Genomic DNA, 19,894 nt, shown 5'->3' on the forward strand with positions numbered 1-19,894 from the left:
CACCATGGTCTTCGTGAGCGACCCGCTCCGGCTTGCCCGGAGCGGGAACGCCCCGTGACCTCGGCGGACCGATGTCACGGGGCGTCCTCGGACCGGCCGTCCGGACGGCTGCCGGCTTTCGGCCACCGGCTGCGCCTACCGGCTGAGCGACCTGAGCGCCGCCGCGTCGTACGGCTTCAGCTCGTCGAAGCGGTTGCCGAGGACCTTCGCCGCCCACTGCGGGTCCTGGAGCAGCGCCCGGCCGACGGCGACCATGTCGAACTCGTCGCGTTCCATGCGGTCCAGGAGGTTGTCGATGTCTCCGAGCGCCGCACCCTCGCCGACGAAGGCGCGGATGAAGTCGCCGTCGAGGCCGACCGAACCGACGGTGATGGCCGGCCGCCCGGTGAGCTTCTTGGTCCAGCCCGCCAGGTTCAGGTCCGAGCCCTCGAACTCCGGGATCCAGTAGCGCCGGGTGGAGGCGTGGAACGCGTCGACGCCCGCCGCCGCCAGCGGGGCGAGGATCGCCTCCAGCTCCTCCGGGGTCTGCGCGAGCCGTGCGTCGTAGGCCTCCTGCTTCCACTGCGAGTAGCGGAAGATCACCGGGAAGTCGGCCCGGACGCGCTCGCGGACCGCGGCCACGATCTCCGCGGCGAACTTCGTACGGGCCACCGCGTTGCCGCCGTAGGCGTCGGAGCGGCGGTTGGTCCGCTCCCACAGGAACTGGTCGAGCAGGTAGCCGTGGGCGCCGTGCAGTTCGACACCGTCGAAGCCGATCCGCTCGGCCTCCGCGGCGGCGTCGGCGAACGCACCGATGACGTCGTCGAGGTCGGCGCGGGTCATCGCCCTGCCGGTCCCCTCGGTGCCGTCGACGCGGATCCCGGAGGGGCCGACGGCGGGGGCGTCGGCGTACGGTGCCTCGCCCTGCTTGCGCACCATGCCTATGTGCCACAGCTGCGGCACGATCGTGCCGCCCGCCTCGTGCACGGCCGCGGCGACCTTCGCCCATCCCGCCAGCTGGTCCTCGCCGTGGAACCGCGGCACCCGGTCGCTCTGCCCGGCGGAGTCGTGACCGACGTAGGTGCCCTCGGTGACGATCAGGCCGACACCTGCGGCGGCCCGGCCGGCGTAGTACGCCTGCACGTCCTCGCCGGGCACGCCGCCGGGGGAGAACATCCGCGTCATCGGCGCCATCGCGATGCGGTTGGGGACGGTCAGGCCGTTCAGCTTGACGGGCCGGGACAGGATCTCGGCCGCGCGGGAGGCGGTGGACGTGGTGACGGTCATGCGGGTCCTCCGGTTTGAGGCTGTGGCTCGTCGGACGGCAACGAGAAGTGCATAGTACACATGTTGTGTATCATGCATATTGCCGCGTCCGGCCGACGTGCGGCCTCGCCCGCAGGTCGAGCCGTGCAGGGGTCCGCCGGTCCCCGGGTTCACAGGTCCGCAATAATGGAGCGCCGGAAGAGCGGGAGGCGCAGTGCTGGAGAAACTGGAGCGGGAGCTGATGCTGCTCTCGCGGCACCAGGTGCTCGCCCGGCGCGAGCGCGACCCCGAACGCCTGGAGCGGTCGGCGTACCTGCTGCTCAGCCGGATCGACACACAAGGCCCCATGTCCATCGGGCAGTTGGCGGATGCCTTCGGGCTCGACACCTCGACCGTGAACCGCCAGACGGCCGCGCTGCTGCGCTGCGGACTGGCCGAGCGCGTCGCGGACCCGGGCGGCGGCATGGCCCGCAAGCTGTGCATCACCGATGAAGGCGGGCGCCGGCTCGCCGAAGACCGTGAGGTCAACCGCTCCTGCCTGGCCCGGGTGGTCGCCGACTGGTCCCCCGAGGAAGTAGGGGAGCTCGAGGACGCCCTGGTCCGGCTCAACCGCAGCGCCGAGGCCCTCGAAGGACGGTACTGGCCGCGCACGGAGGAGGACGACGCCCGCGCCGCATGCCACCCGCCGGTCCCGCACGAATCCCCGACCCCTGCTCCGCAGGCACCCGCGACCCCCGCGCCGTAAGAACGGCGGGAGGTTCGCTCGGTGGCCCGGGCGGCGGGCCGAGAACCGCCACGGGGTCAGCGGGCGAGGGAGACGGCGAAGGGCTTGAAGCCGTGTCGGCGCAGGATGTGGGGCACGACGAGGATCATGGCCTCGGTGGCGCGGGCCGTGGTGATGTCGCCGAGGTCCTCGATCCGTTCGGGCTGCCGGCCCAGGTCGCCGAGCAGGCCGGTGACGGTCTTCTTCGCGTGTTCGTCGTCGCCCGAGAGATGGGCGGTCGGTGGGGTGGCCAGGGATTCCGGGGCGGTCATGACCATGAACAGCATGGTGTTGAGGGTCTTGACCACAGGGGCGTCGGGAAGCGCGGCCTGGAGCTTCTCGGCGAGGCTGCTGCCGGGATGGCACAGGTCGCCCGGCAGGCCGTCGGCGGTGTCGCGGGTGGCGTTGGAGACGTCGATGAGGATCTTGCCGGCGAGTTCGGTGCGCAGGTCGGTGAGACGGTCCAGGGAGCTGCCGCCGGGCATCGCGTTGATCACGACGTCCGTGCCGCGGGCAGTGGTGCGCAGGCCGGCGAAGGTGATCCGCGGGGCGAGCCCGGCGGCGCGGGCGGAGGTGTCCTCGGGGCTCCGGCCACCGAGGGTGACGTGGTGCCCGGCTGCGGAGAGCTTGCCGGCGAGGTTGGTTCCGACGCGGCCGGCGCCCAGGATGCCGATGCTGGTCATACGGTGATGCTCCTTGCGGTATCGAGTGGGAAGAGCGGTGACTTCCGGGTCGGGCGATCGGCGAGAGGACCTTGAGGGCGGCGGCATGGATGCCGGGGCGGCGGCCAGGAAGTCACGGCTGCCCGTGTCCCAGGGTTCGCCCGCCAGGTCGGTGACGGTGCCTCCGGCTTCGGAGACGAGCAGGGCGCCGGCGACCAGGCCGGAGCGGACGTCGGAGCACTGCCAGAACGCGTCCATCCGGCCGGCGGCGACATGGATGAGCTGCATCGTGGCGGGAACGGACACACGCACGACCAGGCCGTTGATGAGCATGGCGGTGACGGAGTCACCGATCCGCCGGAAGGTGCGCTCGTCCTCGCCGGGCTTGGCCTGACCGGTGCCGATGAGCGCGGCGTCCAGGTCGGTCTTGGCGGACACCTTCAGGGGACGGCCGTTGAGTCGGGCGCCGCCGCCGGCGACCGCGGTGTGGGTGTCGCCGGTCAGCGGTAGGTGGACGACGGTGAGCGTCGGCCGGTTGTCGCTGACCGGGGTGGCGGTGACGGCCCAGTCATCCATGCCGTGGACGTGGTTGATGTTGCCCTCGGCGGGGTCGACCACCCACCACTCCCCGGGCGGGAGCGTGCCTCCGGCCGGCTCGTCCTCGGCCCACTGCGACCCCGGCCGGGCCCGGAGCAGCGGTTCCCGCAACACATCCAGCACTGCGTCGTCGTTGGCGTGGATCTCACCCACGTCCTCGTCCGGACTCACCCCCCGCACTTCGAAGGCAGGCCGCACGAACACTAACAACAAGTGCATGCTTGTCAGTTATAGAGTTACTCGCATGCAACTGGATCTGAACCTGCTCACCGCCCTGGACGCCCTGCTGGAAGAGGGGAGCGTCGCCGGCGCGGCAGCACGCCTCCACGTCACCCCACCGGCGATGAGCCGCTCCCTGGGCCGCATCCGCAAAGCCACCGGTGACCAGATCCTGGTCCGCACCGGCCGCAGCATGGTCCCCACCACCCGGGCGCTGGCCATGCGCGCCGAGGTCCACGCCCTCGTGCAGCAGGCGCACCAACTCCTTTCCGCGCAGCAGGAACTGGACCTGGCGGCTCTCGACCGGGTGTTCACCGTGCGCTGGCACGACGCCCTGACCGCCGCCTCCGGTGCGGCCCTGATCACCGCCGTCCACCGACAGGCCCCCGGCGTCCGGCTGCGCCTGTCCGCCGAACCGGGGACGGACGACGCCGAGCTGCGCCGGGGTGAGGTCGACCTCGAATCCGGCTCCAGCACCCCGACGCTCCCCGACATCCGCCACCGCCTCGTCGGCAGGGACCGGCTGGTCGTCGCCGCCCGCCCGGGCCACCCGCTCACCGCAGGCCCGCTGAGCCTTGAGCGCTACGCAGCCGCCGAACACCTCACCGTTTCGCGGCGCGGGAGCCTCCGCGACCCGATCGATGACGCCCTGACCGCACGCGGCCTCGAACGACGCGTCGTCGCTGCCGGTCCCACCGCTGCCTTCGCACTGCAACTCGCCCTCGACACCGACCTGATCGTCACCCTCCCCGACGCGGTCACCCGCACGGCGCGGGATCAACTCGGCCTGGTCACACTGCCCCCGCCGCTCCCGCTGCCCGATGTCCCCCTGTACCTGCTGTGGCACCAGCGCTACGACGAGGACCGCGCCCACACCTGGCTGCGAGAGTTGGCCACCGAAACCGTCCAGGCACTCTTCGCACCACCGAGCGCCCCTCCGGAGGGCCCCGCAGCACGGCCGGAGGCCTGCACGGGAGGGCGTTCGTGACTCCGTACTGCCCGGAGGGCGTTCACACATCGCGGCGCCGCACGACGACCAGGGTGAGCGCCACTGCGAGCAGGGGCCACAGCGCGAAGCCCGTCCATGCCTCAGCCGTCGACGGCAGGGCGGCGGCCTTCTGGGGGTGCAGTTGGGACAGGCAGCTGTGCCAGCCGTAGTAGGGGAAGTAGCCGAACAGTTCGTTCGCCCACTGGTGGACGGTCGGCTTGAAGAAGCCGGGCAGGATGACGAGAACGCCGCAGACCGAGACGACGGACAGGGCGGTGTGCCGCAGGAGTGCGCCGACACCCATGCCCACCAGAGCCGCAACGGGCGCGAGTGCCGCGTTCGCCGCGAGGACGGCCGGGACGCCGGGCTCACCCAGCGAGATGCCGATGTCGCGGCCCGACAGGATGGCCTGGCTCACAACGAACGTACTGAACGAGGCGACCACGCCCACGGCGAGCATGACGGCCGCGACGACGACTGCCTTGGCCAGCACCACCCGGTACCGGGCGGGTACCGCGGTGAACGTGGTGCGGATCAGACCGGAGGCGCACTCGCCGACGATCGTCAGGGCCCCGACGGTGCCCGCGCCAATCATGAGCAGGGCGACGCCGGCGCCGCTGAGCGCCTCGCTCATCGGGTCGTAGCGGGATCTCTCCTGGGGACCGAAGTCCGGCCAGTTGCCGTACGTGTCGAGGCTGCTCTGCACAGCGAGCGCGATCAGGATCAGGATGCCGAGCCCGAGTACCCACCGGGTGGACCGCAGGGACCACAGCTTGATCCACTCAGCGGCCAGGAGGCCGCGCCGGCGAACGCGTGGCTCGTCGGTCGCCCCGAAGCGGGAGGCCGCGCCCGGTCGCGGTGCCATGAGCGAGGTCATCGGCGGTCACCCGCGAGGTATTCGACGCGGTCGGTGGTGAGTTCCATGAAGGCTTCCTCCAACGATGGGCTGCGCGTGGCGAGCTCCCGCAGCATGATCCGGTGCTCGAAGGCGAGTTCACCGATGCGGTCCGCGGTCAGCCCGGTGACCTTGAGCGTTTCCTGGCCGTCGGCCTGCACGCCGGCGCCTTCGGGCGTCAGAACGGCCGAGAGCCGGGCGGGGTCCGGGGTGCGCACGGTGACGTGCGCGCGGCTGTGGGTGCCGCGCGCGGCGAACTCGGCAACGCTCTCCTCCGCGATCAGTTCGCCCCGGCCGATGACGACGAGACGGTCGGCGGTGTTCTCCATCTCGCTCATCAGATGGCTGGAGACGAGCACCGTGCGGCCCTCGGCGGCCAGCGCCTTGAAGAGCCCGCGTACCCATCGCACGCCCTCCGGATCCAGGCCGTTGACCGGCTCGTCGAACAGCAGCACGGGCGGGTCGCCGAGGAGGGCCGTCGCGATTCCGAGCCGCTGCCGCATTCCCAGGGAGAACCCGCCGACACGGCGGCGCGCCGCGCCGGCCAGACCCACCTCCTCCAGGACCTCCCGCACCCGTCGGCGGGGCAGCCCGTTGGTGCGGGCCAACGCCGACAGATGGGCGGCGGCGCTCCGACCCGGGTGGACGTCCCCCGCGTCGAGCAGCGCACCGACGTGGTGCAGGCCGGCCTGCCGTCGGGCGAAAGGACGGCCGTCGATGGTGGCGCTTCCGGCGGTCGGCCGGTTCAGACCGAGGATCATGCGCAGGGTGGTGCTCTTACCGGCGCCGTTCGGGCCGAGGAACCCGGTCACGGTCCCGGGCCGCACCGTGAAGCTGAGGTCGTTGACGGCGAGGACGTCGCCGTAGCGCTTGGTCAGTCCGTTGACTTCGATCACATGAACACGGTGTCGGACGCCGTCGGCCGGCCACATCGATCCGGCGTCGGCCATCGGCGGCAGGCATCGGCCCAGGGGCATACGTCTGAGGTCTGATGCCTGTCGAGCGGATGCTGCCTACGATCGGCACGTGCCCGTGCCCGCCGCGATGCCCTCCGCGCCCGATCCGCCCCTGATGCAACGTCTTCCGCGCGCCGCACGGGCAGCGGTCACCGGGTGCATGGCGGCCGTGCCGGCGCTCCTGCTGTACGCGGCGATCGCGGGCGGGGCCGAACCGAGCCATGCTCCGGCCGCCGACGGCGCGGCCCTCGCCGCAGTGGCCGTCGCCGTTGCGGCCGTCGTGATGGCCGCACCGTTGGCCTGGGCGCGGAGCAGGCCCTCCGCGGCCCTCGGGCTTCTGCTGGCCGAGGCCGCCGCCTCGACCGCCGCCGGTCTTCGGGCCGAGCAGGTCTGGCCCCTCTTCCCTGTCACCGGCCTGCTGGCCGCCGCTGTCGCAGCCGCACGGACGCCCCGCGCCGGTCTCGTGGCCGCACTCGCCACGGGCGCCGTCCAGGAGACGGTCCTCCAAGTGGACCTCTTCCGGGATGGCGGCTGGGGCCGTGTGCTGGCCCCCGGCTTCATCGGCCTGACCGTATGCCTGGCCCTGCTCGTCATGCTGGCTTGGCTGTCCGGCACATACGTACGCCAACGACGCGCGTACGGCGAGGCACTGCGCTCCCACGCCGCGACTCAGGCGGTCACGGCAGAACGGCTGCGCATTGCCCGGGAAATCCACGACTTGGTCGCGCACGGCATCGGGGTGATCGCCATCCAGGCCGGTGCCGGGAAACGGGTCATCGACAGCGAACCCGAGCGGGCGCGCGGAGCGCTCGCCGCGATCGAGACGACCAGCCGCGAGACGCTGCGCGGACTACGGACCATGCTCGACATCCTGCGCAGGACGGAGCCGGAATCCGTGTCGGTCGCCGAAGCCGAGCCGTTCCTCGGACTCGCCGCCCTCGACCGGCTGGTCACGACGACGGCGGATGGGGGAGTCCACGTGGAGGTGCGCCACCGTGGGGAACGACGTGAACTGGCCGAAGCCGTGGACCGGTCCGCCATCCGCATCATCCAGGAGTCCCTGACCAACGTGGTGCGTCACGCGAACGCCGGGCACTGCCGGGTGACGGTCGACTGGGGCCTCGACGACCTGTCGGTCGAGATCGTCGACGACGGACCCGACACCCCGGACACCAAGGCCCCCTTGCCCGAGGCCGAACCCGGGACCGGGTACGGGATCCGTGGAATGCAGGAGCGGGTTGCCCTCCTCGCCGGAGACTTCACCGCCGGCCCACGGCCGCAGGGCGGCTTCAGGGTCGCTGCCCGTTTCCCCCTGCCCACGGCCGAGGCGCGATGACGATACGAGTCCTCCTCGCAGACGACCAGTCGCTGGTCCGCTCCGGCCTGCGCATGGTAATCGACAGCACACCCGATATCGACGTCGTCGGAGAGGCCTCGACCGGAGCCCAGGCCGTCGCCCTGACCAGGGAACTCGCTCCCGACGTCGTGGTCATGGACATCCGTATGCCCGGCATGGACGGCATCGAGGCCACGCAGATGATCACCGCCGAGTCGTATGAGGCCAGGGTCGTCGTCCTCACCACCTTCGACACCGACACCCACGTCCATGGCTCCCTGCGGGCCGGAGCGAGCGGCTTTCTCGTCAAGGACACGGACCTTGACGGGTTCCTCACCGCCATCCGGGTCGTCGCTGCCGGTGACGCCCTGATCTCGCCCGGAGTCACCCGCCGCCTCATCGCAGAGTTCGCCGGCCGCCCCGTACCCGCCCCGGCGGTGCCCGAACTCGCCGCCGTCACCGCGCGAGAACGTGAAGTACTCACACTTGTCGGCCGCGGCATGTCCAACACCGAACTTGCGGCCCACCTCCGGATCGGCCCCGGCACCGCCAAGGCCCATGTCGCGAGTCTGCTGTCCAAGTTGGGCGCCCGCGACCGAGTCCACCTGGTCATCGCCGCCTACGAGGCAGGGCTGGTGTCACCGTCCTGCTGAGGGGCGACGAAGGGCTACTTCGGAGTACCGAGCCCCCGCGACCCCTTCCTGTGGCGCTTCTACCAGCGCATGGCCCACGCCATGGCCGATATCGTGGCCGGCTCACTCAACGGTCGGTCCGCGGGCGTACCCGGTGCGGCTCCGGGACCACTTCACCGACCGCCAGGACGTCCCACACGGGCGCGGATCGCGGTGAGGGCCGGCAGGGATGCCGTCAGCGACCGGCCCGTCCCCCGGCCCCTCAACGCCGTCTCGGGCAGGCCTCGGAGCCCCGGCCCTCCGGTCAGCTCGCGCTCCGCCGGGTGGCGTTCGCCTCCCACTCGCGGCCGATCGAGCGGATCAGCGCCGGGTACACCCCGAGGTACCGGAAGGGCTTGATGGCGGCCATGTAGAGGGAGCCGAGAAGTCCGTTCGGCTTCACCAGGACGGCCATCTGGCCGCGGTAGCCGCCGGACCCGTCCGGTACCCAGCCGATGTGCATCACGGCCTGCACGGTCTGGTTGGCCATTTCGGCGGCCCATTCGTCCTTCCGCTGATAGAGCGAGGTGAACGGGGACGAGCCGAGGTCGGGGCCCCGGGGGCCGTCGCGAAGGTCCGCCGGCAAGCGGTCGCGCAGGCTCGGCGGCCGGGCGCCGGCGTCGGAATCGGGCTTGTCCCAGCCGAGCAGGGCCCCGAGCTTCCAGCGGACGGCGAAGAGCATTCGGGAGACGAAACCGTCTCCGTTCACCCCACCCCTGATGCCCTCGGCGATCTGGCCCACCAGCAGCGCGAGGTCGCCGGGTCCGCCGGGCGTGGGCAGCGCCCACACGTCCTCGACGGTGAAGTCGTCGGCGACCTCGTGGATCCGCCACGGGCGGTCGGTGTGTTCGGTTCGGGGAAGTCGCATGGCCGTACCCCTGTCTATACGGTGGCGTATAGATCGAGTGTAGGCATATCTGTACGCCCCCGTATACTCGGCAGGACGTGAGGAGGCACACAGGATGGGCGCGACCCGCACACCCCGAGGAAAGTGGATCGAGGAAGGCCTGCGGGCCCTCGTCGCCGGCGGTCCGGAAGCCGTGCGGATCGAGGCGCTGGCGCAGGCGCTCGGTGTCAGCAAGGGCGGCTTCTACGGCTACTTCCGCAACCGGGACGCGCTGCTCACCGAGATGCTCGACACCTGGGAGTACGAGGTCGCGGAAAGTGTCATCGAACAGGTGGAGAGCGGCGGGGGAGAGGCCAGGGCCAGGCTGAAGCGGCTCTTCGACATCGTCGCCGCCAGCACCGACGGTCCGGTACGGGGCACCACCGCCGACATCGCGATCCGCGACTGGGCCCGCCGCGACGCGGCCGTCGCCGAGCGTCTGCGCCGCGTCGACAACCGCCGTATGGACTACCTGCGTTCCCTGTTCTCCGCCTTCTGCCCCGACGAGGACGAGGTCGAGGTCCGTTGCCTGCTCGCCGTCTCGGTGCGCATCGGCAACCACTTCAACGCCGCCGACAACGGCAAGCGCAGTCGTGCGGAAGTGATGGAGCTGATCAGCCGTCGGCTACTGGAGTAGCCGCAGCGCTCGGGGTGGTGGCCGGAGCGGTGGATGCGCCTGCTGAAGGCGATCGACGAGGCTGCCGATGGCGGGGGACCGGTCATACCGGTCATGTCGTAGGCCGCCCGTAGCCTGTGGCCATGCAGACAACTCTGATGATCTACGACGGCACCGCACCGGCCGACTCCGATGTCCCGCGTACCGGGGGCGTGCCGTTGGCTCCCGCGGGATTCAGCTGGCCCATGTGCGGTTGTTTCTGTGGAGGGCCGCTGCAGTTCTTCGCCCATCTCCCCGCCGAGGACGGCGTCCTGTCGGTGTTCGTGTGTCAGAACGACCCCGGCGCATGTGAATTCTGGGACGCGACTTCCGGCGCGAACCGGGTCTACCTGTTCCCCCGGGAGGGACTGCAGTCGGTGGCTGTGCCCGAGACGGGAGTGACGCTGCTGCCCGCCACCTCGGCCATCCGCACCCACGTCGTGACACTCGACCCCGAGGAGAACGACGACCACGATGACGACGACGAACTCGTGCCTGACGCATACGACCTTGCCCGCTCGGGATGGAAGCGGGAACCCGAAGAACGATTCGGGAAGCAGCGCGAAGTGCTCGGGTCGCTCGGAGGCAACCCCTCATACCTTGAGGACGACCGAGTGCCCGCATGCCCCTCCTGCGCGGGCACGATGGAATTCGCGGCGCATCTGGAGCAGGGGATCTCCGTGCAGACCGCGATGAACCTCGGCGGCCAGTTGGGCTATGTCTTCGTCTGCCGAGCCTGCCGCGAAGGTGCCTTCCTCACGGACTGAGCACACCGCATCGCAGCCTCTCGTGGCGAAGGCCGAACACCCCTTACCTCCGAACGTACCCACCCCCTGGAAGCCGCCCATCACCCGCGCATGCCGAGGGTGACCCGTGCGGGCGGCTTCCGTTGTTGCCGGGGCGACACCTCGCAAGCCCTCTTTTCGTCCTCTTGACGATATGGGCGCGGCTCGTTATCGTCGCATTGACGAAATGAAGGGGGTTAGCCATGGCCGACATCACCCGGCGCTTCGGCTGGCGTCATCTGCGCTCCGCGCCCACCACTCACATCCGCCACCACAAGCGCGGCCGACTCGTCCACGACGGGCGGGGGCTCAGTTTCTGGTACCGGTCGCTGTCGGCGGCGCTTTCCGAAGTGCCGGTCGACGACCGGGAGCTGGCCATGGCGTTCCACGCCCGTACGTCCGACTTCCAGGACGTCGCCGTGCAGGCCACCGTCACCTACCGGATCAGCAACCCGGCCGAAGCCGCGGACCGACTCGACTTCTCCGTCGACCCGGACACCGGGAGCTGGCGCGGCGCCCCGCTGGAGCAGATCGCCACGCTCCTCACCGAGACCGCGCAGCAGCACACGCTGGACGTACTGGCCCGGACTCCGCTGGCCGTCGCCCTGGTGGACGGCGTCGCCTCCGTGCGGGGGAGCGTCGCCGCCGGTCTCGCCGCCGAGCCCAGGCTCCCGGCGACCGGCATCGATGTGGTGACCGTCCGGGTCGTGGCGATCCGCCCCGAGGCCGAGGTGGAGCGCGCCCTGCGCACCCCGGCCCGCGAGCAGATCCAGCAGGAGGCGGACCGGGCCACCTACGAACGACGGGCCGTCGCCGTCGAGCGTGAGCGGGCCATCGCCGAGAACGAGCTGGCCAGTCAGATCGAACTGGCCAGGCGCGAGGAGCAGCTGATCGACCAGCGCGGCACCAACACCCGCCGCGAGGCCGAGGAGAAGGCGGCGGCGGACGGCATACGCACCGAGACCGAGGCGGCCCGCAAGGTCCGCCTGGCCCGCGCGGACGCCGAGGCGGCGCGCGAGACGGGCGCGGCGCGCGCCGAGGCCCAGGCAGCCTGGCTGCGCGTGCACGACGAAGCCGGCCCGGGCACGCTGCACGCCCTTGCGGTGACCCGACTGGCGGAGAACCTGCCGCGGATCGAGAGCATCACGCTCTCTCCCGACGTCCTCACCGGGCTCCTCACCAGGCTCGGACGTCCGGAAGGCGGCGCGGGCGCGTGAGCCTGGCCCCGCGGGCCGTACTCGTGCACCGCAGGACCGAGTACGAGGAGCTGCTCGCCCGGCACGGAACGCATGGGCAGGCCGCGTTCTTCCTTTCCAGCAGGGGCCGGTCGATCGACGAGGTGGTCCGCCGCCACGAGCGCACGCGGCAGGCGCTGCGGGAGGTGGCGGCGGCGGTGCCGCTCACCTGGCGCAGCTCCCGGGTGGAGCGGGCGGACCTGGACCGCTTCCTGTTCGCCCCGGAGGACGTGGTGGTCGTGGTCGGCCAGGACGGCCTGGTCGCCAACACCGCGAAGTATCTGCGCGGACAGCCCGTGGTGGGCATCGACACCGACCCGGGGTGCAACCCGGGGGTCCTGGTCCGGCACCGCTGCGCCGACACGGCCGCCCTGCTGCGTGCGGCGACCGCCGCCGGGGGCCGGGCAGAGGAGCTGACCATGGTCGAGGCCGTCGCCGACGACACCCAGCGCCTTCTCGCGCTGAACGAGATCTACCTGGGTTCGCCCGGTCACCAGACGGCCCGCTACCGGCTGGGCCCCGACGGCGACACGGGCCCGGGCGAGGCCCAGGCATCCTCCGGAGTGCTGGTGGGCACCGGCACGGGCGCCACCGGCTGGCTGGGTTCCCTGTGGCTGGAGCGCGGCAGCCCCGCGGGGCTGCCCGCACCCTGCGACCGGCGGCTCCTGTGGTTCGTGCGCGAGGCCTGGCCCTCTCCCACGACCGGAACGACGAAGGTCGCCGGTGAGCTGGGTGGCGGGCAAGGGCTGCAGCTGACCGTGGAGTCGGACCGGATCGTGGTCTTCGGCGACGGAATGGAGAGCGACGCCCTGGAGCTGACCTGGGGCCAGAGCGTACGGCTGGGCATCGCGGGAACGTCGCTGCACCTGGTGACGTGAGCCCCCCCTGCCCGACCGGCCGTCTCGACCCCAGACCCGCAGGAGGTTCCGGGGCCCGTCACGCGGCCTGGCAAGGTGTGGTGCTGTCGCCGGTTCGGGTGAGTCATTCCTTCCGGTTGCGGGTGTGAGCCCCGAGGGCTGTGACAGCGGCAGCGATCGACAAGGCGGCGAGCAGTGCGAACAGCGCTGGGTATCCGCCGAGGGGTCCGGCCAGGACCGCGCCGGCGAAGGGGGCGAGGGCGGCTGCGGCGTGGGCCGGTGCGCCGAGGAGTCCGGAGAGTCGGCCGTAGTGGGTGGTGCCCCAGCGGTCGGTGACAGCGGTGGCCTGGAGGAGGGTGAGGTTGCCTCGGATGACCCCGGCGAGGACGGATACCACGATGAGTAGGGCATACGGGCCGGCCACGGTTGCGAGGGCCGCGGTGGTGAGGGCGCCGAGTGCGATCAGGGTGACGGTGCGGGCGGTGACGCCCAGGTGGCGGGCGAGGGACGCGTACAGGGTGCGGCCGAGGGTCTGGCCCGCGCCACCGAGCCCGAGGGCCCATGCGGCCTGGGTGGTGGTGCAGCCGCGTTCGATCAGGAGGGGGACGAGGCCGATGACGACGGCGTACATGGCGAACGCGGAGAGGGTGAAGGTGGCGGCCAGCATCCAGAACGCCCGGCTGCGCACGACTTGCTCGTGGCCGCCGGTGAGGTGCGGCGGGCTCGGCGGTGCCGGTGGCCAGGGGGCTTTCAGGGCGAGGGCGTGGGCCGGGACGGTCAGGACGGCGAGGATGCCGGCGAGCACCACGTAGGTGGCGCGCCAGGACATGTGGTCGGCGAGTATCGCGGTCAGGGGTGCGAATACGGTGGAGGCGAGTCCGCCGGCAAGGGTGACGATCGTGAGTGCGCGGATGTGGTCGGGGGCCCACCAGCGGGTGAGGGCGGCGAAGGCGGGCTGGTAGAAGATGGCGGCCATCGCGGCCCCGGCGAGCAGCCATCCGGCGAAGAACAGGGCCAGGTTGGGCGCTGCGGCGATCACCAGCAGGCTCAGGGAGCCGAGGACGGAGCCTGCGGTCATGACGGTGCGGGGGCCGCGGTGGTCCAGGACGCGGCCGACGTAGATCCCGGCTGTGGCGGAGACGACGAGGGCGGCGGAGAACGCCGCGGTGGTCGCTCCCGCGCTCCAGCCGGTGTCGGCGGTGATGGCGGGATTGAGGACGGGGAAGGCGTAGTAGACGATGCCCCAGCTGGTGATCTGGGTGAGGCAGAGGGCGGGCAGGACGGCGCGTGGCCGCGACCGGTCCCCTGTTCCGGTCGCGGCCACGCCGGCCTGGGTGTCGGGCACGGTTCAGCAGCCGCCGGAGGAGGCGGGCGCGCTGCCGACGGTGAGGGTGGCCGGGGCTGCGCAGCAGCCGCCACCGGTCGCTTCGGCGGCCTCCGGCTCGTCGAACAGGCCCGCGCCGCCGCACACCCCGGTTTCGGGAAGGGTGAGTTCGACGCGCTCGGCGGCTTCGCGGTCGCCGGCGAGGTGGGCGGCGATGGAGCGGACCTGCTCGTAGCCGGTCATGGCGAGGAAGGTGGGGGCGCGGCCGTAGGACTTCATGCCGACGAGGTAGACGTCCTTCTCCGGGTGGGAGAGCTCGTTCACGCCGTGCGGGTAGACGGTGCCGCAGGAGTGCTGGTTGGGGTCGATCAGCGGGGCGAGCGCGGTCGGGGCCTGCAGGCGCTCGTCGAGACCGAGCCGCAGCTCGCCCAGGAAGCCGAGGTCGGGGCGGAAGCCGGTGAGGACGATGACCTCGTCGACCGGGTCCAGGCGGCGGCCGTCCTCCCCGGCCAGGACCACGCGGCCGTCACCGTCCCGTTCGAAGGTGTCGGTGCGGAAGCCGGTGACCGCGTCCGCGTAGCCGCCGTCGACGGCGGCCTTGGCGGCGAGGCCGAGGGCGCCGCGGGCGGGGAGCTGGTCGGCTTCGCCGCCGCCGAAGGTGGAGCCGGAGATCCCTCGGCGCAGGATCCATGTGGCGTGGGTGCCCTTGCCGTCCTCGGACTTGGCGAGATCGGCGAGATAGGCGAGGGCGGTGAAGGCGGAGGCGCCGGATCCGATGACCGCGATCCGCTTGCCCGCGTACCGGGCTCGGACGGCGGGGTCCTTCAGGTCCGGGACCTGGTAGGTGATCCGGTCCGTGGCAGCCTTCTCGCCGAGGGCGGCGAGTCCGCTGCCACCGGCCGGGCTCGGGGTGGACCAGGTGCCGGAGGCGTCGATGACGGCGCGGGCCAGGACCCGCTGCTCGTGGCCTTCCGCGCTCTCGTAGTGGACGACGAAGGGCTGGGCCTCGCGGTCGGCGTCGACGACACGGTCGCGGCCGGTGCGCGAGACGCCGGTGACGGTCGCGCCGTAGCGCACCTGCTCGCCGAGGACGTCGGCGAGAGGCTGGAGGTAGAGGTCGGCCCAGTCCCCGCCGGAGGGGTAGGTGTTCTCGGCGGGCTTGGCCCAGCCGGTGGGGGCCAGGAGCTTCTCGGCGGCGGGGTCGACGAGCTCGCCCCAGCGGGAGAAGAGCCGCACGTGTGCCCACTCTCGGACAGCGGCTCCGGCCACGGGGCCGGATTCCAGGACGAGGGGTTCGATGCCGCGGTCGGTGAGGTGGGCGGCGGCCGCGAGACCGGCCGGGCCGGCCCCGATGACGACGACGGGCAGGTCGGTGATGGCTTGCGCGTTCACGGTCGGCTCCCTGTTGTTTCGATGTCTGTCGATGGCTTGCGCAGCCAGCATTGCACCTGTTTCGATGTTCGTCAACATAGACATTCATCGAAACGAGGTTGTTGTGGAGCATGTGGACGTCGCCGTCATCGGAGGGGGCCGGGCCGGCCTCGCCGCCGCGCACGCACTCGCAGGTCAGGGCCGAACGTCGATGGTCCTGGAGGCTTCGGGGAGTGCGGCCGGTTCGTGGCCCGAGTGCGTCCAGTGCAAGGGCGCCCCTCCGCCTTGCCGGGCACGGCACCGGACGCCGCGGACTCGGCCGACAAGATCCGAAAGAGACGACCTGGTTCGATGTGTGTCAACATAGACGTATGTCGAACACGAAGGTTCTGCCGCTCCTGGAGCCCGACCCCGTCGCGGCCTGCTGCCCGCCGCTGAACGAGCGCCCCATGTCGGCCGAGGAGGCCGAGGTCGCCGCGAAGATGTTCAAGGCCCTCGGCGACCCCGTACGTCTGCGCCTGTTCTCCGCCGTCGCCTCCCATGAGGGTGGAGAAGCGTGCGTGTGCGACATCTCCGACGTCGGCGTCTCCCAGCCCACCGTCTCCCACCACCTGAAGAAGCTCAAGGAAGCCGGACTGCTGTCCTCCGAGCGCCGCGGGACGTGGGTGTACTACAGGGTCGAGCCGTCCGTCCTCGCCGCCATGGGCGCGCTCCTGGCCGGCGCCGCGAAGGCGGCATGACCGCAGTGCGCATCGAGGAGCTGCTGCCCGAGCATGCCGAGCAGGTGCTGGGCATCTACCGGGCCGGGATCGACGAGGGCAACGCGACCTTCGAGACACAGGCCCCCGACTGGGCCGCGTTCGACAAGGCCAAGCTGCCCGACCACCGCTTCGTCGCCGTCGATGACGACGGCCGGGTGGTGGGCTGGGTCGCGGCGAGCGCGGTCTCGGACCGGTGCGCATACGCGGGCGTGGTTGAGCACTCCGTGTACGTCCACCCCGACGCCCGCGGCCGCGGCGTTGCCCGCGCGCTCCTGGACGCGCTGATCTCCTCGACCGAGACCGCGGGCCTCTGGACCATCCAGTCCGGGATCTTCCCCGAGAACACCGCCAGCCTCACCGTCCACGCACGGGCCGGCTTCCGGATCATCGGCACCCGCGAGCGGATCGGCCGCCACCACGGCGTCTGGCGCGACGTCGTCCTGTTGGAGCGCCGCAGCCCGAACGTGGGGTGAGAGCGGTCAGCTCCGTGGACCCGCACGGTGTTGGTGTCCCAAGGCCGACCTCCTCCGGGGCGGCGGGTGAGCGGCACTCCGAGGGTCGAGGATTCTTCGATCCGGCCGGTGCGTGTGGTGACCCCACTCCGCCCTGGCTGGTGCCGGCCAGGAGCAGCCGGTCGCTCAGCTCTCGGCGCCCCGAGCCCTTGGCGGCGTGCGCGGCCTGCTGGAACACGAAATCGGGCATGCCCCCGGGTAGCTGCTGCCATGTGGATTGGGTGTCCGGTATGAGCGTGAGTGCCTCGGGATCATCGTCTTGTACGGGAGGCTGCAGGAAGGGTGCTGGAGGGTTTGTCACACCGGCCATGAGACGCGGAATTCAGCCACCCTGTCTGACATTTACCTGCATCAGCTGCGCAGGGAGCCGGCGATCTCTCGAGCGGCGTCGCGCGCGGGGCGTCCGACACCGATGAGGGTGGCGGAGGCCGGGCCGGTCCAGTCGCCGTAGCCGACCAGGTGCAGGCGGGGCTCATCGACAGCGCGGGTGCCGACGGTGGCGATGTGGCCGCGGGTGCCGCGCAGGCGCAGGGAGGCGACGTGTGCGAGCGCGGGGCGGAAGCCGGTGCACCAGATGACCGTGTCCGCCTCGGCCCGAGTGCTGTCGGCCCACTCGACTCCGGTCGCTGTGAGGCGGGCGAACATCGGCCTGGCGTCGAGGAGTCCGGCGTCGCGGGCCGCGCGGACGGGCGGGACGGCGACGATGTCGCCGAGGGAGGCGACGCCGCCGGTATCCGTGCGGCCTTCGTCGAGGGCGCATCGGCGGGCGGTCGCCGCGTCGAAGAGGGCTCGGCCGTCGATGTCGTCGGCCAGGTAGCGGGGCGGACGCTGGGTGACCCAGATCAGGTCGATGCCGGCGTGGGCGAGATCGGCGGCGATCTGTGCGCCGGAATTGCCCCCGCCCACAACGACCACGCGCTGCCCGGCGAACTCGGACGGGCTGCGGTACTGCACGGTGTGGAGCTGGCGGCCCCGGTACTCGCGGCGTCCGGGTACGGCGGGGAGGAAGGGGCGGGTCCAGGTGCCGGTGGCGCTGATGACCGCCCGGGCGGTCCAGGGTCCGGAGTCCGTTTCGACCCGCAGGCCGGGCCCGTCCCGGTGCACGCTCTCGACCCGGGTGCCGCGCTGGACGGGGAGCGCGTACCGCTTCCCGTAGTCGGTGAGGTAGGCGACCACGTGGGCGGCGTCCGGGTACAGCTCGCCCTCCTGGACGGGCATGAGCCTGCCGGGCAGGGAGGAGTACTGGGCGGGGGAGAACAGGCGCAGGGAGTTCCAGGTGTGCTGCCAAGCCCCGCCGGGTGCCGCCCGGGCTTCGAGGATGACGTGCTGGATGCCCAGACGGCGCAGGTGGTAGCCGGCGGCGAGCCCGGACTGGCCGCCGCCGATCACCACCACCTCGGTGCGCTGCGTCATGCCGACGGTGTCCCGCTGTCCGTCCTGCCGCGCATGAAGATGACCGCCACCAGCGCCAGGCCCACCACGGCGCCGACGAGCTGCATGCCGATGAAGCCGGGCACCGAGGCCGGGGCGATGCCCGCGAACGTGTCGGTGAACGCGCGCCCGATGGTGACGGCCGGGTTGGCGAAGGAGGTGGAGGAGGTGAACCAGTAGGCGGCGCCGATGTAGGAGGCGACGGCGACCGGTGCGAAGCGGAGTCGGTCGGTCTTGGCCAGGCCGAAGATCAGCAGGATCAGGCCCGCGGTGGCGACGACCTCGCCGAGGAGGAGGTTCCCGGCGGAGCGGTCGTGGGTGGACCACTTCACCAGCGGCTCGCCGAACATCGCGTCCGCCAGGATCGCGCCGGCGATCGCGCCCGCGGTCTGGGAAGGCACGTATACGGCGAGCTCACGCCCGTTGACTCCCGCGCCGCCGCGGCGGGCGGTCCACCACTCGGCGAGTGTGACGGCCGGGTTGAAGTGGGCGCCGGACACCGGTCCGAGGAGCGCGATGAGCACGCCGAGCCCGAAGACCGTGGCGGTGGAGTTGGCCAGCAGCTGCAGGCCCACGTCCTGCGTCAGCTCGGTGGCCTGGATGCCGGAGCCGACCACGACGGCGACGAGGGCGGCGGTACCGACCAGCTCGGCGGCGGCGCGGGCGATCAGGGGGGTGCGGGGCGGGGTCGCGCCGGGTGCGGGCTGGGGCGCGTCGGCGGCTATGACGGTGTCCGCTGCGGGGGCGGTGCCGACGGGCTCGGTGGCGGTCAAGGCGGGTTCTCCTCGGGCAGGTGAGGCAAAGCGCGGAAGGCTATGGGCAGGACCGCTTGAGGTGCGCCTCTGCGGTGGCCCGCGCGGTCTGGGCGAGGTCGGCGAACTGACCGGCGAGGGCTTCGATGACCTCCGGGCGCAGGCGGTAGTAGATGAACCTCCCGCATGGCTCCGTATCCACGACCCCGGCCTCCCGCAGCACCTTCAGGTGGTTGGAGAGGTTCGTCTGCTTGGCACCCGTCTCCTCCACGAGGTGGGTGGTGCAGAGCGTCTCCTTGGCGAGGAGGCTCACGATCCGGAGCCTGAGTGGGTCGGCCAGAACCCGGATCAGATCAGTGTCGACTGACGTCATCATGGACTGATACTGTCACATCAGTTGGGGCTGACACCAGCCCGAGCTGACCTTATTGGCTCCTTTGAACGGGATCGCCATGCCCTCGCCCTCCTCGCCCCTCCTGCCGGACGAACGCCTGGCCGCGGGGGCCGCCCGTCTCGCCCACCGGTATGCCGGCCGCTTCGCGCCGGAAACCGTGCTGGGCCTGCTCGTCGACTCGCACACCCGTCTTGCCGAGCAGGCACGGATCCTTATGCACCTCGTCGTGCCGGCGGAACGGCTCACTGCCGAACGCCTCGACGCCCTCGCCCACCCCCAGGGACTGGTGAGCGGACCGACCCGCCTGCTGCCCCGCAGGCAAGGTGGCGCCGCACATCGCCCAGGCCCTCACCGAGGCAGGCGCGGACTCGGCCGACGCCTACCCCAAACCGCTGACCGAAGAGGTCGTCCAGGCCGCCGACATCGTGATCACGACGGGCTGCGGTGACGCCTGCCCCGTCATGCCCGGCCGCCGCTACCTCGACGACCGGCCCGTCGCCGATCCCGACGGGGCGCCCATCGCCGTCGTCCGCGACATCCGCGACGCCAATGACGCACACATCACCGAGCTGCTCACCCAGCTCGCCCCTTAAGCCGTA

22 protein-coding genes and 2 pseudogenes are annotated in these 19,894 nt (G+C 71.7%); 13 read left to right on the forward strand and 11 right to left on the reverse strand.

The features are described 5' to 3' along the window. Positions 1–135: 135 nt before the first annotated feature. Positions 136–1,266 carry an NADH:flavin oxidoreductase gene (locus OG373_RS39105; protein WP_405443623.1) on the reverse strand — a complete coding sequence of 377 codons (1,131 nt, stop codon included), beginning with the start codon at positions 1,264–1,266 and terminating at the stop codon, positions 136–138. Between the two features lie 220 nt (positions 1,267–1,486). On the opposite strand from OG373_RS39105, the gene OG373_RS39110 reads away from it, so the two are divergent. Further along, a complete protein-coding gene (locus OG373_RS39110) occupies positions 1,487–1,990 on the forward strand; it encodes a MarR family winged helix-turn-helix transcriptional regulator (RefSeq protein WP_405444362.1) in 504 nt (167 codons plus the stop codon). A 56-nt stretch (positions 1,991–2,046) separates the two neighbouring features. On the opposite strand, the gene OG373_RS39115 is transcribed toward OG373_RS39110, so the two are convergent. Together OG373_RS39115 and OG373_RS39120 are read right to left on the reverse strand one after the other, a co-directional pair. Continuing rightward, positions 2,047–2,691 carry an NADPH-dependent F420 reductase gene (locus OG373_RS39115; RefSeq protein WP_405443624.1) on the reverse strand — a complete coding sequence of 215 codons (645 nt, stop codon included), beginning with the start codon at positions 2,689–2,691 and terminating at the stop codon, positions 2,047–2,049. 52 nt (positions 2,692–2,743) lie between these two features. After that, positions 2,744–3,444: pseudogene (locus OG373_RS39120) on the reverse strand (inositol monophosphatase family protein); the annotation flags it as partial. Between the two features lie 67 nt (positions 3,445–3,511). Here OG373_RS39120 and OG373_RS39125 point away from each other — a divergent pair. Next, positions 3,512–4,474: a LysR substrate-binding domain-containing protein gene (locus OG373_RS39125; protein WP_405443626.1), complete on the forward strand. Its 963-nt coding sequence runs from the start codon at positions 3,512–3,514 to the stop codon at positions 4,472–4,474. Between the two features lie 22 nt (positions 4,475–4,496). Here the strand turns inward: OG373_RS39125 and OG373_RS39130 are convergent, their stop codons facing one another. Together OG373_RS39130 and OG373_RS39135 are read right to left on the reverse strand one after the other, a co-directional pair. Further along, positions 4,497–5,339, reverse strand: coding sequence for an ABC transporter permease subunit (locus tag OG373_RS39130; protein ID WP_405443628.1), 843 nt, complete (start codon positions 5,337–5,339; stop codon positions 4,497–4,499). Between the two features lie 8 nt (positions 5,340–5,347). Continuing rightward, complete coding sequence (locus OG373_RS39135) at positions 5,348–6,265, reverse strand: ABC transporter ATP-binding protein (protein WP_405443629.1); 918 nt, start codon at positions 6,263–6,265, stop codon at positions 5,348–5,350. A gap of 130 nt (positions 6,266–6,395) precedes the next feature. Between OG373_RS39135 and OG373_RS39140 the strand changes: the two genes are divergently transcribed. Continuing rightward, positions 6,396–7,661, forward strand: coding sequence for a sensor histidine kinase (locus OG373_RS39140; RefSeq protein WP_405443630.1), 1,266 nt, complete (start codon positions 6,396–6,398; stop codon positions 7,659–7,661). After that, positions 7,658–8,314: a response regulator gene (locus tag OG373_RS39145; RefSeq protein WP_405443631.1), complete on the forward strand. Its 657-nt coding sequence runs from the start codon at positions 7,658–7,660 to the stop codon at positions 8,312–8,314. The genes OG373_RS39140 and OG373_RS39145 overlap by 4 nt, the downstream gene beginning before the upstream one ends. Before the next feature lie 283 nt (positions 8,315–8,597). Here the strand turns inward: OG373_RS39145 and OG373_RS39150 are convergent, their stop codons facing one another. Continuing rightward, the gene (locus OG373_RS39150; protein ID WP_405443633.1) at positions 8,598–9,200 is read right to left on the reverse strand and encodes a DUF2867 domain-containing protein; all 603 of its coding nucleotides are present in this window, start codon (positions 9,198–9,200) and stop codon (positions 8,598–8,600) included. A gap of 94 nt (positions 9,201–9,294) precedes the next feature. On the opposite strand from OG373_RS39150, the gene OG373_RS39155 reads away from it, so the two are divergent. From OG373_RS39155 to OG373_RS39170, 4 genes are all read left to right on the forward strand, one after another. Next, positions 9,295–9,855 (forward strand): TetR/AcrR family transcriptional regulator, encoded by a 561-nt coding sequence (locus OG373_RS39155; protein ID WP_405443634.1) that lies wholly within the window; start codon positions 9,295–9,297, stop codon positions 9,853–9,855. Positions 9,856–9,992: 137 nt separating this feature from the next. After that, the gene (locus OG373_RS39160) at positions 9,993–10,640 is read left to right on the forward strand and encodes a hypothetical protein (RefSeq protein ID WP_405443636.1); all 648 of its coding nucleotides are present in this window, start codon (positions 9,993–9,995) and stop codon (positions 10,638–10,640) included. Positions 10,641–10,861: 221 nt separating this feature from the next. Next, on the forward strand, positions 10,862–11,875 hold the full coding sequence (locus tag OG373_RS39165; protein WP_405443638.1) for an SPFH domain-containing protein: 1,014 nt from the start codon (positions 10,862–10,864) through the stop codon (positions 11,873–11,875). After that, positions 11,872–12,771, forward strand: a complete 900-nt coding sequence (locus OG373_RS39170) for a hypothetical protein (protein WP_405443639.1) — start codon at positions 11,872–11,874, stop codon at positions 12,769–12,771. Before OG373_RS39165 ends, OG373_RS39170 begins: the two co-directional genes overlap by 4 nt. Before the next feature lie 103 nt (positions 12,772–12,874). Here the strand turns inward: OG373_RS39170 and OG373_RS39175 are convergent, their stop codons facing one another. Further along, positions 12,875–14,095, reverse strand: a complete 1,221-nt coding sequence (locus OG373_RS39175) for an MFS transporter (protein WP_405443641.1) — start codon at positions 14,093–14,095, stop codon at positions 12,875–12,877. A 3-nt stretch (positions 14,096–14,098) separates the two neighbouring features. Further along, the gene (locus OG373_RS39180) at positions 14,099–15,466 is read right to left on the reverse strand and encodes an NAD(P)-binding domain-containing protein (protein WP_405443643.1); all 1,368 of its coding nucleotides are present in this window, start codon (positions 15,464–15,466) and stop codon (positions 14,099–14,101) included. Positions 15,467–15,530: 64 nt separating this feature from the next. On the opposite strand from OG373_RS39180, the gene OG373_RS39185 reads away from it, so the two are divergent. From OG373_RS39185 to OG373_RS39195, 3 genes are read left to right on the forward strand one after another with little or no spacing between them, the layout of a single operon-like run. Continuing rightward, a complete protein-coding gene (locus OG373_RS39185; protein WP_405443644.1) occupies positions 15,531–15,812 on the forward strand; it encodes an NAD(P)-binding protein in 282 nt (93 codons plus the stop codon). Positions 15,813–15,816: 4 nt separating this feature from the next. Then, on the forward strand, positions 15,817–16,185 hold the full coding sequence (locus OG373_RS39190) for an ArsR/SmtB family transcription factor (protein ID WP_405443645.1): 369 nt from the start codon (positions 15,817–15,819) through the stop codon (positions 16,183–16,185). Beyond that, the gene (locus tag OG373_RS39195) at positions 16,182–16,679 is read left to right on the forward strand and encodes a GNAT family N-acetyltransferase (protein WP_405443646.1); all 498 of its coding nucleotides are present in this window, start codon (positions 16,182–16,184) and stop codon (positions 16,677–16,679) included. The genes OG373_RS39190 and OG373_RS39195 overlap by 4 nt, the downstream gene beginning before the upstream one ends. Before the next feature lie 390 nt (positions 16,680–17,069). Here the strand turns inward: OG373_RS39195 and OG373_RS39200 are convergent, their stop codons facing one another. The 3 genes from OG373_RS39200 to OG373_RS39210 are packed head-to-tail and all read right to left on the reverse strand — an operon-like array spanning position 17,070 to position 19,277. Beyond that, on the reverse strand, positions 17,070–18,131 hold the full coding sequence (locus OG373_RS39200; RefSeq protein WP_405443647.1) for an ArsO family NAD(P)H-dependent flavin-containing monooxygenase: 1,062 nt from the start codon (positions 18,129–18,131) through the stop codon (positions 17,070–17,072). Then, positions 18,128–18,922 carry an aquaporin gene (locus tag OG373_RS39205; RefSeq protein WP_405443648.1) on the reverse strand — a complete coding sequence of 265 codons (795 nt, stop codon included), beginning with the start codon at positions 18,920–18,922 and terminating at the stop codon, positions 18,128–18,130. The genes OG373_RS39200 and OG373_RS39205 overlap by 4 nt, the downstream gene beginning before the upstream one ends. A 40-nt stretch (positions 18,923–18,962) precedes the next feature. After that, on the reverse strand, positions 18,963–19,277 hold the full coding sequence (locus OG373_RS39210) for an ArsR/SmtB family transcription factor (RefSeq protein WP_405443649.1): 315 nt from the start codon (positions 19,275–19,277) through the stop codon (positions 18,963–18,965). A gap of 76 nt (positions 19,278–19,353) precedes the next feature. Between OG373_RS39210 and OG373_RS39215 the strand changes: the two are divergent. Beyond that, a pseudogene (locus OG373_RS39215) lies at positions 19,354–19,506 on the forward strand (arsenate reductase ArsC); the annotation flags it as partial. A 112-nt stretch (positions 19,507–19,618) separates the two neighbouring features. Next, positions 19,619–19,888, forward strand: a complete 270-nt coding sequence (locus tag OG373_RS39220; RefSeq protein WP_405444393.1) for an arsenate reductase ArsC — start codon at positions 19,619–19,621, stop codon at positions 19,886–19,888. Positions 19,889–19,894 lie beyond the last annotated feature (6 nt).

It is taken from the genome of Streptomyces avidinii (assembly GCF_045161815.1).
GTDB classification, from domain to species: domain Bacteria; phylum Actinomycetota; class Actinomycetes; order Streptomycetales; family Streptomycetaceae; genus Streptomyces; species Streptomyces avidinii.

Excerpts from the sequence above, each read along its gene's own strand:
- OG373_RS39105 (WP_405443623.1), bottom strand. The coding sequence starts at position 1,266 with ATGACCGTCACCACGTCCACCGCCTCCCGCGCGGCCGAGATCCTGTCC.
- OG373_RS39110 (WP_405444362.1), top strand. The coding sequence starts at position 1,487 with ATGCTGCTCTCGCGGCACCAGGTGCTCGCCCGGCGCGAGCGCGACCCC.
- OG373_RS39115 (WP_405443624.1), bottom strand. The coding sequence starts at position 2,691 with ATGACCAGCATCGGCATCCTGGGCGCCGGCCGCGTCGGAACCAACCTC.
- OG373_RS39125 (WP_405443626.1), top strand. The coding sequence starts at position 3,512 with ATGCAACTGGATCTGAACCTGCTCACCGCCCTGGACGCCCTGCTGGAA.
- OG373_RS39130 (WP_405443628.1), bottom strand. The coding sequence starts at position 5,339 with ATGGCACCGCGACCGGGCGCGGCCTCCCGCTTCGGGGCGACCGACGAG.
- OG373_RS39145 (WP_405443631.1), top strand. The coding sequence starts at position 7,658 with ATGACGATACGAGTCCTCCTCGCAGACGACCAGTCGCTGGTCCGCTCC.
- OG373_RS39150 (WP_405443633.1), bottom strand. The coding sequence starts at position 9,200 with ATGCGACTTCCCCGAACCGAACACACCGACCGCCCGTGGCGGATCCAC.
- OG373_RS39155 (WP_405443634.1), top strand. The coding sequence starts at position 9,295 with ATGGGCGCGACCCGCACACCCCGAGGAAAGTGGATCGAGGAAGGCCTG.
- OG373_RS39160 (WP_405443636.1), top strand. The coding sequence starts at position 9,993 with ATGATCTACGACGGCACCGCACCGGCCGACTCCGATGTCCCGCGTACC.
- OG373_RS39165 (WP_405443638.1), top strand. The coding sequence starts at position 10,862 with ATGGCCGACATCACCCGGCGCTTCGGCTGGCGTCATCTGCGCTCCGCG.
- OG373_RS39185 (WP_405443644.1), top strand. The coding sequence starts at position 15,531 with ATGTTCGTCAACATAGACATTCATCGAAACGAGGTTGTTGTGGAGCAT.
- OG373_RS39190 (WP_405443645.1), top strand. The coding sequence starts at position 15,817 with ATGTCGAACACGAAGGTTCTGCCGCTCCTGGAGCCCGACCCCGTCGCG.
- OG373_RS39195 (WP_405443646.1), top strand. The coding sequence starts at position 16,182 with ATGACCGCAGTGCGCATCGAGGAGCTGCTGCCCGAGCATGCCGAGCAG.
- OG373_RS39200 (WP_405443647.1), bottom strand. The coding sequence starts at position 18,131 with ATGACGCAGCGCACCGAGGTGGTGGTGATCGGCGGCGGCCAGTCCGGG.
- OG373_RS39210 (WP_405443649.1), bottom strand. The coding sequence starts at position 19,277 with ATGATGACGTCAGTCGACACTGATCTGATCCGGGTTCTGGCCGACCCA.